The 12,833-nt window shown below is 44.8% G+C and carries 13 protein-coding genes; 3 read left to right on the top strand and 10 right to left on the bottom strand.

The window, feature by feature from the left end:
- Positions 1 to 50 precede the first annotated feature (50 nt).
- Positions 51 to 557, top strand: a complete 507-nt coding sequence (locus tag ACMXYP_RS09215; protein WP_415881344.1) for a YqhA family protein — start codon at positions 51 to 53, stop codon at positions 555 to 557.
- Between the two features lie 28 nt (positions 558 to 585).
- Here ACMXYP_RS09215 and rarD read toward each other — a convergent pair whose 3' ends face one another.
- Both rarD and ACMXYP_RS09205 read right to left on the bottom strand, forming a co-directional pair.
- A complete protein-coding gene (rarD, locus tag ACMXYP_RS09210; RefSeq protein ID WP_415881343.1) occupies positions 586 to 1,524 on the bottom strand; it encodes an EamA family transporter RarD in 939 nt (312 codons plus the stop codon).
- Between the two features lie 6 nt (positions 1,525 to 1,530).
- Entirely contained in the window at positions 1,531 to 2,544 is a 1,014-nt protein-coding gene (locus ACMXYP_RS09205; protein ID WP_415881342.1) for a hypothetical protein, read from the bottom strand.
- Positions 2,545 to 2,690: 146 nt separating this feature from the next.
- On the opposite strand from ACMXYP_RS09205, the gene ACMXYP_RS09200 reads away from it, so the two are divergent.
- The gene (locus ACMXYP_RS09200; RefSeq protein WP_415881341.1) at positions 2,691 to 3,164 is read left to right on the top strand and encodes an Lrp/AsnC family transcriptional regulator; all 474 of its coding nucleotides are present in this window, start codon (positions 2,691 to 2,693) and stop codon (positions 3,162 to 3,164) included.
- A 188-nt stretch (positions 3,165 to 3,352) separates the two neighbouring features.
- On the opposite strand, the gene ACMXYP_RS09195 is transcribed toward ACMXYP_RS09200, so the two are convergent.
- The 8 genes from ACMXYP_RS09195 to ACMXYP_RS09160 all read right to left on the bottom strand — a co-directional run bounded on the left by ACMXYP_RS09195 (position 3,353) and on the right by ACMXYP_RS09160 (position 11,651).
- Positions 3,353 to 4,306, bottom strand: coding sequence for a formate dehydrogenase subunit gamma (locus ACMXYP_RS09195; protein ID WP_415881340.1), 954 nt, complete (start codon positions 4,304 to 4,306; stop codon positions 3,353 to 3,355).
- Positions 4,307 to 4,362: 56 nt separating this feature from the next.
- Positions 4,363 to 4,968, bottom strand: coding sequence for a formate dehydrogenase FDH3 subunit beta (gene fdh3B, locus ACMXYP_RS09190; RefSeq protein ID WP_415881339.1), 606 nt, complete (start codon positions 4,966 to 4,968; stop codon positions 4,363 to 4,365).
- Positions 4,969 to 4,981: 13 nt separating this feature from the next.
- A complete protein-coding gene (locus ACMXYP_RS09185) occupies positions 4,982 to 7,846 on the bottom strand; it encodes a molybdopterin-dependent oxidoreductase (RefSeq protein ID WP_415881338.1) in 2,865 nt (954 codons plus the stop codon).
- A 20-nt stretch (positions 7,847 to 7,866) separates the two neighbouring features.
- Positions 7,867 to 8,070: a hypothetical protein gene (locus ACMXYP_RS09180; protein ID WP_415881337.1), complete on the bottom strand. Its 204-nt coding sequence runs from the start codon at positions 8,068 to 8,070 to the stop codon at positions 7,867 to 7,869.
- A 51-nt stretch (positions 8,071 to 8,121) separates the two neighbouring features.
- On the bottom strand, positions 8,122 to 8,754 hold the full coding sequence (locus ACMXYP_RS09175) for a TorD/DmsD family molecular chaperone (protein WP_415881336.1): 633 nt from the start codon (positions 8,752 to 8,754) through the stop codon (positions 8,122 to 8,124).
- Between the two features lie 10 nt (positions 8,755 to 8,764).
- The gene (locus ACMXYP_RS09170) at positions 8,765 to 10,435 is read right to left on the bottom strand and encodes a 4Fe-4S binding protein (protein WP_415881335.1); all 1,671 of its coding nucleotides are present in this window, start codon (positions 10,433 to 10,435) and stop codon (positions 8,765 to 8,767) included.
- 264 nt (positions 10,436 to 10,699) lie between these two features.
- Positions 10,700 to 11,218, bottom strand: coding sequence for a DUF3306 domain-containing protein (locus ACMXYP_RS09165; RefSeq protein WP_415881334.1), 519 nt, complete (start codon positions 11,216 to 11,218; stop codon positions 10,700 to 10,702).
- Complete coding sequence (locus tag ACMXYP_RS09160; protein WP_415881333.1) at positions 11,208 to 11,651, bottom strand: DUF3305 domain-containing protein; 444 nt, start codon at positions 11,649 to 11,651, stop codon at positions 11,208 to 11,210. The genes ACMXYP_RS09165 and ACMXYP_RS09160 overlap by 11 nt, the downstream gene beginning before the upstream one ends.
- A gap of 326 nt (positions 11,652 to 11,977) precedes the next feature.
- Between ACMXYP_RS09160 and fdhD the strand changes: the two genes are divergently transcribed.
- Positions 11,978 to 12,832 carry a formate dehydrogenase accessory sulfurtransferase FdhD gene (gene fdhD / locus ACMXYP_RS09155; protein ID WP_415881332.1) on the top strand — a complete coding sequence of 285 codons (855 nt, stop codon included), beginning with the start codon at positions 11,978 to 11,980 and terminating at the stop codon, positions 12,830 to 12,832.
- Position 12,833: the final 1 nt, after the last annotated feature.

Below are 12,833 nucleotides of genomic sequence, written 5' to 3'. Positions count from 1 at the left end.
AAATACTTGCGCAAATTTTCAGAATTGCACCTTAAAAAAGGAGTTAGGTGATGAGAAAGGTTGAGCAAGGATTATGGTCATTAAGATGGATTATGCTTTTGACCGTTTTTTCTGTAATGGCCGGTGCATTGTTGCTGGTGGGCTTTGTGATTTATGACTTTGTCCACTTAGCACAAGTAGCCTTCTCAGAGGGTATTGGTTTGAATGCGCGTACCGAGCTGTTAATGATCCTTATTGAAATCATTGACCAGGCCTTGATGGCCGGCGTGATGTTGATGTTTGGTTTCGGTATCTACGAAATTTTTATTAGTAAGATGAATGTGGAGGGTGGTAGTAGTCAGCGGCCGAAGTTGCTGGTTATTGAGAGTATTGATCAGCTCAAAGGTAAATTGGGTGCTATGGTCATCATGATGCTAATTGTTAAGTTTCTATCTTTAAGTACAGAGATGGAAATATCAGAACCGTCAGATCTTCTTATGTATGCAGCATCAGTGGCTTTACTCGGTTTAGCGTTGTTCTTAACTAATGCCAAAATGAAAGACAAACAAGCTAAATAGAACACATTCACCAAGGCTAGGCGTTGTCCTAGCCTTGAGTACTCTCTTCTGTTTTAGGCGTTATCAGATCCTGCTTTTTGCGTTGTTGCACGAGTACGCCTTCCACACTAAATATTGCCAAAGCAATCCAGATCATCACAAACGTGATGAGTCGATCTTGATCCATGGGTTCGTTGTAATAAAACACCGCAATAAGAAAAGCGATGCTTGGGCCTATATATTGGAGTAGGCCAACCATGGTAAGACTTAATCTTCTAGCGCCAGCGGCAAATGCTATCAAAGGTAAGCTGGTAACCAGCCCTGCAGCCAGCAACAACACTTGTACCTCTGTAGAGCCATTTAGCAGTACAAAATTATTTTGTGAACTAAGCCAAATCATATAAACCAAGGCCATTGGAAATAGCCATAAAGTCTCAACTAATAGGCCTGTAATTGAGTCTATCGGGATCTTCTTTCTTAAGACACTATAGATAGAAAAGCTGGTGGCTAGCGTCAGTGCTACCCAGGGTAGTTCACCAATTAAAATGATTTGGTAAAGCACTGCAACAGCGGCAATGGCAACAGCGATTAATTGTAAGAAACGAAGTCTTTCCGAAAATATAAAGAATCCAAAGACTATATTTATCAATGGGTTAATAAAATAACCTAGGGTTGTTTCAACAATTCTTTGTTCGGAGACCGCCCATATAAATACTAGCCAGTTAATAGAAATAACTAATGCTGACAGGCCGAGGCTGAGCAAGATTTTAGGAGAATTTCTAAGCGTAGTAAGCTCACTCAGCTTACCTTTAAGTAAGAGGAAAAGCCCCAGAAAAACCACAGACCAAACTACTCGATGTGCTAAGACTTCAAATGCTGGTACGTCATCGACCGCTTTAAAATAAACCGGTACAAGCCCCCACATAAGAAACGCGGCGACAGCATAGTAAATACCTTTTTGGTGCTCGCTGGCTCTCAGATTCTGCATATCAAATTACTGTTTTAGGCTTTGGGTATTAGGCAGCGATACGTCTCTAAATAGAAAACGTTGTTGAAAGCTATCGCTGGTTAAAGAGACTAAGCGGGTTAGTAGACTGATGAGTAGAATGCTGAAAATAAGCCTAGCCCACAGAATTCCAGAAAGATCAGCCCCCATAGTCATGATAAGTAAGGTGTCTTCGATTAAGCTGTGGCACAGACTAAGTAAGCAAAGGGCTGAAAAGCAGTCTCTAGGGCTAACATTGCCACTTTCTGCTTCACGGATAAGCAAACCGCCGCCAAACGACAAGCCTAGAGTCACACCGACGATCGCAAGAGATGTGGCTTTCTTGCTGATGCCCATAAACCTTAAAAAAGGTTGTAGCAGCCAAATCATTAAGCGTTCTATGTGTAGCCAGCGGAGCAGCTTTAGAAGTGTGAGCAGTGCTGTGACTATCACCACGATCATAGCAAGGCTTTGTAGTTGGGTGAGTATCCAGTTAATCAGGCTTGGATCAGTAGCTTCAGGTTGCCACAACAGTTCGACAGGTGCGTTAAGCCAGTCACCTGCTGAATAGGTCAGATTAAGCAGAGCACCTAAAATAAGTGCGCCAACAAAGCGTAAAAGAAAGGCAAATATAAGGCGCATACCCGCTTTCTGAGTGATTCGTAATTCTAGCGGTAGGCCATGAGCGACAAGGAGCATCGTGCCGAGAACTGTAACTTGGGCAACACTGAGATTCTCTTGAGGCGCTGTTTGAAAGAAAATAACTAAGCCTGCGTAGATATTGGTCAACATGGTGGTCGCCCAGACGATGCCCATGGACTCGGGTAAGCCTACAAATAGCATTAATGGTTCTAACGCAGCGCTGATGTAAGGAATTGCGCCAATCTCTTCCAGGATCTTTACAGCAATGATGATAGGTATGGTTAGCTTGAATAGTAGTAAGCAGACGGCATAGATCTCACGGCCAAGATCGGGCAGTGTTATGTTTAAAAGATCATGTGTACTGACTGGCTTAATCATCATCGGAATACTTCAGTAGATTGAATTAGCTATTTTAATTAAGCTTGTGAAAATAAAATTAGAAAAATTATCTTAGAAATTAATATAAATTTTGTTTTTGCAAATTTTTTCTAATTTAATTACAAAAAAATCTTAATGAGTGGAATCTAATGGATGTTCAATTAGATCGTATCGATCGTCATATCCTTAAATGTCTGCAGGTGGATAATCGAATAAGTAACCAAGCGCTGGCTGAGGAGGTAGGCTTGTCGCCACCTGCGTGCTTGCGACGGGTTAAACAGTTACGTGAGCAGGGCATCATTATGGCCGATGTGGCCATAGTGAACCCGAGGGCTTTAGGTAAGGTGCTGAATATTATCGTAGAGGTTGAGATGATCCGAGACTCTATCGATGTTCATGACATGTTTATGCGCAAAATGCAGGACGCCACAGAGGTTACTCAGTGTTACCAAGTGACGGGTGATATCGATTTTGTATTGGTCATTATGGTGCCGGATATGGAAGCATACGAGGCGTTTGCTCGTCGTGATTTAGCCAGTGATCCAAATCTTAGAAAATTTCGTTCGTTAATCTCATTGCGTAGAAACAAGTTCACAACAGAAGTAGATGTAGATCATCTTTAAGTGCTTACAGAAGAGAGTATTTAACTAGAGTTAGAGCAGACACAAAAAAGCCGGCTTGGATAAGCCGGCAAAAGAAGCACGTTTGTCAGGGTATGTACAAACGTTATGGTGAAGATAGTGATGTGCCTTTTATTAAGGGTTGTACAGCTAAATAAAAGGCACCGGGTAAGAGATATTACAACCAGGAATTAACTATCCTGTTTGCCTTTAACCTCTTCGTACCATAGATCGTGATGTTGTTTAGCCCAGGTTTCATCAACGTAACCTGTCTTCATGCCTTCCAGTGCACCTTCAGTACCTACCGTACCGATATAGATGTGACCAAAAGAACCAACAATCAGAATCAAAGAACCAGCAGCATGTAGTAAATTGGCAATCTGCATAGTTTCACGAACTTGACCGAAGTTTTGGAAATCCAAAACCAGGCCACTACCGCAAACAACAATACCAACGATTGTTAGAAGCCAGAACCAAACTTTTTCACCGCCATTCATGTATCCAGCACTAGGGTGCGCATTACCAATAATGCCGCCACCTTTTAGGAACCAGATTAGATCTGTACGGTTAAAGAAGTTATGTTTGATCCAGCGAACAATCATAAACAATAGGCCAATAACAAAGATCGGACCTAAGTAGTTATGCGCTAGCTTGCAAAGCATAATGTAGCTTGCCCACAACGAATCACCCATGGCCGCTCTTAAGAAGAACTTCCCGTAAAGGATGCTCAAACCAGAGATCGCTAAGATGATAAACAGGATAGCCACAGTCCAATGGTTTGCTCGATCTAATCGTTTCCAGCGCTCAATAAGCTGACCAGAACGAGGGTGATCAAGTTTTTTCTGACCAACGATTAGGTAGAAAATTGCAAGGACAGCAAGGGTGCCGCCAATAGCGTAAGCACCTGCAGGTGTAACCCATTGGTTACGCCAGTGGCGCCATTCTTCACCTTTCACATTGATCAATTGACCTGCTTCTCGTGCTTGAACTTGAGTGCGACCTTCTTCAGCTTCCTTCACTACTTGCCAATAGTCAGCGCCAGCAAAGCCAGCAACTTTGGCATCTGAAGGTACTGCTTGAGCAAAGCCTGAAAAAAGCAGCGCAATCAGCAAAACAATTCGAGATGGCAAAATAAAGCGGAGCATAATGTCCCCTCTAGTCAATGTGCCGGGAGCAAGCTCCCGGCAACCTGTTGGGTTTATCAGACTTTCTGAGTTGCGTCGTAAGACAGATCTTCTTCTGTCATAGACCAAGCACCGTCGTTGTGACCACGGTAGATCACACGCTCACGGAAGATGTCAGAAACGTCGTTGGCATCACCAGCAAGTAGGGCTTTTGTAGAGCACATCTCTGCACATAGTGGCAGTTTACCCTCAGCAATACGGTTAGCACCGTACTTCGCTTTCTCTTCAGGGCTGTTGTCCTCTTCTGGGCCGCCTGCACAGAATGTACATTTGTCCATCTTGCCACGCTCACCGAAAGCAGCGTCGCTAGGGAACTGTGGTGCGCCAAATGGGCAAGCGTATAAGCAGTAACCACAACCAATACATAGGTCTTTGTTATGCAATACGATGCCGTCGTCTGTCTGATAGAAACAGTCAGTAGGGCAGACCGCCATACATGGAGCATCAGAACAATGCATGCATGCTACGGAGATCGAAGTTTCACCCGGCTCACCATCGTTGATAGTTACAACGCGGCGACGGTTGATACCCCATTCCACTTCATTTGCGTTTTTACATGCTGTAACACAGCCGTTGCATTCGATACAACGCTTGGAGTCACAGAGGAATTTCATTCTAGCCATTGTCTGTTACTCCTTACGCAGTAGCTTTCTGAACGCGACACAAGGTAACCTTAGTTTCCTGCATCTGTGTAACTGGGTCATAACCGTAAGTGGTAGCAGTGTTAGCTGCTTCACCTACTACATAAGGTGCTGCACCTTCTGGGTACTTATCAGTTAGATCTTTACCCTGGAACTTACCACCGAAGTGGAACGGCATGAATGCAACGCCTTGTTCTACACGGCGTGTAACAAGTGCTTTAACAAGAACTTTACCGCCTTCAGCGCCTTCTACCCATACATCTTCGCCATCTTTAAAGCCAAGAGTATTTGCATCAGCCGGGTGTACTTCAACAAACATGTCTTGTTGTAGTTCAGCAAGCCATGGATTAGAACGCGTCTCTTCACCACCACCTTCATACTCAACCAGACGACCGGAAGTAAGAATGATTGGGTACTCTTTAGAAAGATCTTTGTCCTGAATAGACTTGTACATAGTCGGTAGACGGTACATGGACTCAGAGTCATCCCAAGTTGGGTACTTGCTTACTAGGTCACGACGAGTCGTGTATAGCGGTTCACGGTGTAGAGGCACTTTGTCTGGGAATGTCCAAACAACTGCACGTGCTTTCGCGTTACCGAATGGAGAACAGCCGTGAGCGATAGCAACACGTTGGATACCACCAGAAAGGTCGGTCTTCCAGTTTTTGCCTTCAGCCAGTTTCTTCTCTTCAGCAGTTAGGTCATCCCACCAGCCAAGCTTCTTAAGAAGTTTGTCAGTGAATTCTGGGTAACCATCTTTAATTTCAGAACCTTTACCGAAAGAGCCTTCAGCAAGTAGGTTAACGCCGTCACGTTCAACACCGAAGCGAGCACGGAAGGTCAAACCACCTTCAGCTACAGATTTGCTTGTATCGTAAAGGATTGGTGTGCCAGGGTGGCCCTGCTCAGCAGTACCCCAACATGGCCATGGCATGCCGTAGTATTCGCCATTCGCTGGACCGCCTTCGCCTGCAAGAGTGTCATAGTTAAACGTGTGCCAGTTTTTCTGGTGTAGTTTAAGACGCTCAGGGCTCTGACCTGTGTAACCGATAGTCCACATACCTTTGTTGAATTCACGTGTGATGTCTTCAACTACAGGCTGGCCGTTTTGGATAGCGATGTTTTTGAACAGTTGCTTCTCGAAACCAAACTTCTTAGCGAACAAGTACATGATTTCGTGGTCAGGTTTAGATTCGAATAGAGGTTCGATAACCTGGTCACGCCACTGTAGAGAACGGTTTGAAGCTGTAACAGAACCGTAAGTCTCGAACTGAGTACATGCAGGGATCAGGTAAACGCCATCTTTACGATCAGACATTACCGCAGCATGAGTTGGGTAAGGATCAACGATTACTAGGGTATCTAGTTTTTCGATCGCTTTTTTCATTTCTGGACCACGAGTCTGGGAGTTCACAGCGTGACCCCAAGCAACCATAACGCGAACGTTATCGTTCTGATCCATCAAGTTTTTATCTTCTAGAACACCGTCAATCCAACGAGAAACTGGAATACCTTTGTTGTTCATAGGTTTCAGTTTACGGTGAACTTTCTGGTCGAAGCGGCTTTGCATCCACTCGAAATCTACGTCCCAAACTTTTGACCAGTGCTTCCAAGCACCATCAGAAAGACCATAGTAACCAGGTAGGGTGTGAGATAGTACGCCAAGGTCAGTAGCACCCTGTACGTTATCGTGGCCACGGAAGATGTTAGTACCGCCACCAGATGTACCCATGTTACCTAGGGCAAGCATCAAGATGCAGTAAGCACGAGTATTGTTGTTCCCCGTAGTATGCTGAGTACCACCCATACACCAGATAACAGTACCTGGACGGTTTTCAGCTAGCTCTTTAGCTGCGCGGCGCATTTGTGCTTCTTTAACACCAGTAACACTTTCAACTTCTTCTGGTGTCCAGTTTTTCACTTCTGCACGAACTTCGTCCATGCCGTATACGCGCTGTTGGATAAACTGCTTGTCTTCCCAACCGTTCTCAAAGATGTGCCACAGTAGGCCCCAGATGAACGCAACGTCAGAGCCTGGGCGAATGCGGATGTATTCGTTCGCATGAGCTGCAGTACGAGTGAAACGAGGGTCAACACAGATGATGTGTGCCTTGTTGCGCTCTTTAGCACGGAAGATGTGCTGTAAAGAAACAGGGTGAGCTTCAGCTGGGTTAGAACCAATTAGCAAAATGGATTTTGCGAAGTGGATATCGTTGAATGAGTTTGTCATCGCACCGTAACCCCAAGTGTTTGCTACACCGGCTACAGTTGTTGAGTGACAGATACGCGCCTGGTGGTCTACGTTGTTAGTACCCCACATCGCTGCGTATTTACGGAATAAGTAAGCTTGTTCGTTGCTGAATTTAGCCGAACCCAACCAGTAGACTGAATCTGGGCCAGATTCTTTACGAACCTGTAGCATTTTGTCACCAACTTCGTTGATAGCGTCTTCCCAGGAGATTTTCTTCCATTTGCCATCAACAAGCTTCATTGGGTATTTCAAACGACGGTCACCGTGACCGTGCTCACGTAGGGCAGCACCTTTAGCGCAGTGTGCACCTGCGTTGAATGGGTGGTCGAATGCTGGCTCTTGACCAGTCCAAACACCGTTTTGTACTTCAGCATAAACACCGCAACCTACAGAGCAGTGTGAACAGATAGTACGTTTTACTTCTGTAGGTGCACCTGGAGCTACAGTTGCAGCTTCAGCCTGCTTCATCATGCCTGGTGCCATGATGCCTGCAGTCGCAACACCACCCGCTGCTACACCTGAATTCTTCAGGAAGCGACGGCGGCTCAAACCTAGACCGGTTGCCTTCGACGGAGCCGCAGGCTGATCGGATTTTTTCGTTAGTCTCATTTCCTCACCTCTTGCGGCTATCAGTTACGACAAGTTTCGTAAAAGTTACGAACGTGCTCAGTTTCTTTGTAACCGGAACCTTCCTGTTTCTCACCTGATTCAGCAGTAGTAACTTTTGCTTGCGCAGTGCCCGCTACGGCAACTGCACCAGCGGCAGTACCCGCTAATCCAAGTTTCTTCAAGAAGCCGCGGCGGCCTGTGTTAGGCTTTTCTTGCTGGCTCATTTTGTTTCTCCGCATCAACGTCGACAGATTTTGTCTGTCTTTGCCCTGTTTTTATTGTTTTCCGCCCTCACGTGCGGCAGGTGATAACTGCAGGTACCAGTTATCTTCCTGTTGCATAAACGCATGACCTAACAAGCCAACCGCAGTATAAAAAACGGCAGTTTTTGCGCTCTGCAAATCTGTAAAAAACTTTTCTGCCCAGGTTTGGATATGTTTCTGCCAAAACTGGTGTTGTACTTCATAACCACGACCTGTGCGGATCAGCATGCTCATCACTTCACATAGCGCCGCAATGTGGTCTTCTGGTTCTTTCACGTTTTCTTGGCGTTCAAAACCAAGAATTTCGAGATCTTCACGTAGGAAGGCAAGTGGCTTTTCCATTAGGGAGCCGGTTAAGTACCAGCACGCAAATGGCATTAACTCACCACGTCCTACACCGATAAAAAGTTGGGTGTATTCATCTTCTAATTGAGATGGCTCAGAGTGCTTCGCAGCAAGAGCAAGAGTGCTCCATGCACGAGCCATTGGTGTGTCTTCATCTTGATCTGATTCAAGCTCTTTTAACCAAGCAAGTAGGTCAGCTTCAGGCTGTTTGCGTAGCATTGTTGCTAGTAGTGCGTAAATGTCTGCGCGAAGCTCATCTGTTTCTTGTAGAGCAGGGGCTGCATTGATCATATTAGTCATATCCTGCTCCTTACAGTTCTAGTTGCTTTTCAGGGTTAGCGGTCAGATCGGTGTAGATGTCATTTACACGACAGTCTTCACACATCTTTAATCGTTGAATGGCATCGCCTTGGAAGAATCGATGTGAGCTCAATTTCTCGATCATCTTGTCAACAGTGCGTTTAGGCGCAAATGGCTTACCGCAAGAGATGCATTCAAATGCTTCGTCTGTATGGATCTGAACAGGGATTGCGCGTTCAGCTTTCAGATTTAGCTGTGTAACAAGCTCAATTGCATTTTCAGGACATGCGCTTTCGCACATGCCGCATTGCACGCAGCTTTGTTCACGGAAATTAAGGGCCGGCATTTCTCCGCCATCAGTCAGAGATTGGGTGGGACAGACGGCAACGCAAGACAGGCACAAAGTACAGCTTGAGCTGTTTACGTTGACCTGACCGAAAGGAGCGCCCGCCGGCAAGGCAATATAATCTTGGTTTGCAGTTTCGCCATGCTCAGTTAAATGCTCTAGAGCAACGAACAATGCTTCACGCTTATTTGTCTCAGCCACGACTGCAATAGTCGGGATGTTGCGGTAAGACGAAGCAGATTGGGCGTTAGGCAGATCATCTTGTGTGATTAGTTTAATCTGCTCAGTAGGGTAGCCTAACCCTTCAAGCATAGCGTGGGTTGTTTTTAATTCACGTTTAAGCAGATCGCGAACCATATCAGGGACATTAGGTGTATCTAGCAGTAATACTTGCTGTGCACCAGAGGCTAAACTAACTAACCAGCTTTCCTGTCCTGCTGCTGCCACTTCTTCTAGTGAAACAGGTAGAACATTGTCAGAAAGAAGTTCTGGTTGGTTGGCAATGATCTCAGCGCCAACTTCATGATCATGGATTAGAATCGTTGGTGCTGTGCCGCCGTTATTCTGATAAGTAGAAATCAATCGGTGCAAATAATTATGCAGCATCACCGGTTGAGGTAATGCGTAAGAGATCGCTCCTGTAGGGCAGGCTGTAGCACAACCACCAGCACCATGGCACATATGAGGATTGATCTCGATTAAATCTTTAAAAGAGGTAATCGCATCCGCAGGGCAAACATCCAAACAGCGAGTACAGCCCGTTTGACCGCGATTACTGTGTGCGCAGATGTCGTTATTAATTTGGAAGTAACGAGGCTTTTCAAATTCACCAATGTAGTTCGGTAGCTCTTCGATGACTTCAGAAAATGTGCTGCTTTCAGGTGAAACGTGGAAGTAGCCTGCAGGCGTTAGATCTGTGGTGAATAGAGACTCTTGGCCTAAATTTAAAATCAGATCAAAGCAGTTTTTATTCTGAGCAATCTTTGCGAAATTTTCGTTATTACCCTGATGATCGATAGTAACTTGAAACTGACCTAGGAAACCTTTGATCTGGCTAAGTTTCGCAGTGTGAACTTTAAGCTCAGGCGATGCGTCAATTGCGCGTTGTAGGTGATCAGTATCAGTATTGCTAATTGGGTCGGTAGCAAGAAGAGTGATGCTTGCCATGCCGGACAGTTGTGCTGCAGCTAAACGAATAGTGTCCTCGGCACCCGTAATCAATAAGTGACCGTAGGTGCTGTAAGTTACTGTCGCAGGCGCTAGGTTCTGCGGAAAAGATACTTGTTTTATCGCCAAATTACGTGCTTTGGCGTTTACACTCTGCTCTGTCGTCATTCTCTACCTCACTGACTGAAATAGGGTGCATTCTGTCGATGCTTTAGTCTCTATTTCAGGGGCGACTCAAACGTTTAGGTTTTTCGTCACAATTTGTTGTTTATATAAAGCAATCGGAGAACCAGTTTTTGGCTGTAAAAATTCCCCTAAAGCGCATTTAGGTCTGTCGTTTTTGTTTTTCTTAGGTCGGGGTGGGACAAAGTGTCTCTATGAGTCAAAAAGAGTTGAGTCATTCCGACTCTTTGTCCTAATTTGCTGAAAAAATTAGCATTCAAGATCGGCATCGCCTAAGTCATCAGAATCGTCTAGATCACTAAAGTCGTGGCTTTCGACCTTGGTCGTATCGCTGATACTCTCTTGATCTTCTTCGGTCTCGCCGCTAACGCCTTCTTTAAATCCTTCTTCGGCTTCCTCGATTTTTTCATCGGCCCAACTTCGAAGTTTAGAAACAACTTCTTGGGTAAGTGCAGGCATTTTGCTGAAATCTTCATCGTAATCGTTAAGGCCATCACGAATGTTGAACTCAGGTAATCTGAATAGTTTTCTTAGGGCGAGATTACGAAGTTCTTCTGATACACCAGGTGAAAAAAACTGCTCGAAATTGGAGTCGTTATCCAGTGATTCAATATCTGGCATATCTTCATCGGTTAGAGGTGGTAACTCTTCGGTATCAACAGTTTCATCTGAAAGAGAGGCTTCTGTTTGAGATTCTTCTATTGGCTCAGCTTGCTGCTCAGCTTTACGTTGTGACCAGCGAGAAAAAAATGATTGGTTATCGCTCACTGCTACGTCCCTTGCCTTTTTTCTTCTTTTTACCGCAATCGATTAGTTCACCGTGTATGCCTAGGTAGGTGTCTATCCAGCATTGAACGGCCTGGGGCATCGCAACTTCTAACATCTTATGTTCGCCATCCATAAAAGAAGCAGCGTCGTCTTGGCTAGCTGTTATGTGGATTGGCGTTAATGCGTTGTCCATCTCATCTTCATTGCATAAGACAAAGAGGTGTGGTTGCTGAGAGTCTAAGTTAAAGCGATAGGCTGTTCGTTCATCTTTGTGAAGATCTAAATCAAGGTGGAAGAAGTCAGGCTTATCGTCTTGATGAGGCTCAATGGCATCTATCTGCCAGCGTTCTGTATCCCAGCCGTTAACTTCAATGCTTTCAACTGAAAGAGAAACTTGAAGTGGCCAGTTATCTGTTGTTTTTGTTGCAGACATCTTTTGTCTTCCGTCGTGGGAAATTCTCCTTTGTAGTTCTGCAAACTACGGGCCATCTCTTTATTTAATAGCTGTTGAGCGTGAATAGGTGGGCTTAGAGGTGCTTAGTGCGCAAATGCTATGACAATTATTCCCATGTTTCTAAAGAGTTGGGACAAAATGACCCACTAATCATGACCTAGTACTTACAGCAAGCAGAGTTAAATGTATTAATTGGTAGAAAATATAAGGTTATCGCAAGGTAGGAACGTAAATTGCTACTAAGGAGAGAAAGTTACGAAGAAGATGGCGTGACGCTGTATTAATAGAGTTGGAATATGCAAAACGTGTCAGAAATCATAATAAGTAATGCATCTGCGCAGCTTACTCACGAAGTAGAGGCGATCGACGAACAAGGAAGTGTTCGACAGGTTCAAATTGCCTGTGAACGCCCATTAACGATTTATCTAAATAAAAGAGAGATTGTTACCTTAATGACTTTGGGTGGTGATCCTGAAGCGTTAGTCCTTGGTTATCTTCGAAATCAGGGCTTTATACATTCTCTATCTGATCTTAAAGCAATACAGGTAGATTGGGATGTTGAAGCGGCCGCTGTTGTAACCCATGGCGAACCTGAAGGCTTGGAGGAAAAGCTTCAGCAGCGCACAGTGACTAGTGGTTGTGGCCAAGGCACGATGTTTGGCAGCGTAATGGAGAAGCTTGAGGAGGTTAGATTACCTGAAGTAACGATTAAGCAAAGTACTGTTTATGCGCTGTTAGATAACCTTAATAAGCATAACGATACCTATAAGAACGCGGGTGCAGTACATGGTTGTGCTATTTGCGAAGGTGACCAAGTGGTGTCTTTTATTGAAGATGTTGGTCGTCACAATGCAGTCGATACACTTGCTGGACGCATGTGGCTTCAAGGAATAGATACCGATAATAAGATTTTCTACACAACGGGTCGCTTAACATCTGAGATGGTTATTAAAGTTGCGCAGATGGGGATTCCTGTATTGCTGTCTCGCTCAGGTGTAACCCAGATGGGTTTGGAGTTGGCCAGAGAACTGGGTATCACGATGTTGGCTCGAGCCAAAGGTAAGCATTTTCTACAGTTTAGTGGTAATGCATCATTGATCAGAGATGTTCAGTTACCGCCTAAACAAAATTCTGTTAAGCAAGCAAGAACGGAGGCATAAG

This window comes from Neptuniibacter sp. QD34_54, assembly GCF_047778055.1.
In the GTDB taxonomy this organism is placed as follows: Bacteria; Pseudomonadota; Gammaproteobacteria; order Pseudomonadales; family Balneatricaceae; genus Neptuniibacter.
The sequence above is the reverse complement of the archived record's forward strand: the minus strand, read 5'-3'. Positions and strand labels throughout refer to the sequence as shown.

What these genes read in the sequence shown, in the direction of transcription:
- ACMXYP_RS09215 (WP_415881344.1), top strand. Translation starts at nt 51, where the DNA reads ATGAGAAAGGTTGAGCAAGGATTATGGTCATTAAGATGGATTATGCTT.
- rarD (WP_415881343.1), bottom strand. Translation starts at nt 1,524, where the DNA reads ATGCAGAATCTGAGAGCCAGCGAGCACCAAAAAGGTATTTACTATGCT.
- ACMXYP_RS09205 (WP_415881342.1), bottom strand. Translation starts at nt 2,544, where the DNA reads ATGATGATTAAGCCAGTCAGTACACATGATCTTTTAAACATAACACTG.
- ACMXYP_RS09200 (WP_415881341.1), top strand. Translation starts at nt 2,691, where the DNA reads ATGGATGTTCAATTAGATCGTATCGATCGTCATATCCTTAAATGTCTG.
- ACMXYP_RS09195 (WP_415881340.1), bottom strand. Translation starts at nt 4,306, where the DNA reads ATGCTCCGCTTTATTTTGCCATCTCGAATTGTTTTGCTGATTGCGCTG.
- fdh3B (WP_415881339.1), bottom strand. Translation starts at nt 4,968, where the DNA reads ATGGCTAGAATGAAATTCCTCTGTGACTCCAAGCGTTGTATCGAATGC.
- ACMXYP_RS09185 (WP_415881338.1), bottom strand. Translation starts at nt 7,846, where the DNA reads ATGAGACTAACGAAAAAATCCGATCAGCCTGCGGCTCCGTCGAAGGCA.
- ACMXYP_RS09180 (WP_415881337.1), bottom strand. Translation starts at nt 8,070, where the DNA reads ATGAGCCAGCAAGAAAAGCCTAACACAGGCCGCCGCGGCTTCTTGAAG.
- ACMXYP_RS09175 (WP_415881336.1), bottom strand. Translation starts at nt 8,754, where the DNA reads ATGACTAATATGATCAATGCAGCCCCTGCTCTACAAGAAACAGATGAG.
- ACMXYP_RS09170 (WP_415881335.1), bottom strand. Translation starts at nt 10,435, where the DNA reads ATGACGACAGAGCAGAGTGTAAACGCCAAAGCACGTAATTTGGCGATA.
- ACMXYP_RS09160 (WP_415881333.1), bottom strand. Translation starts at nt 11,651, where the DNA reads ATGTCTGCAACAAAAACAACAGATAACTGGCCACTTCAAGTTTCTCTT.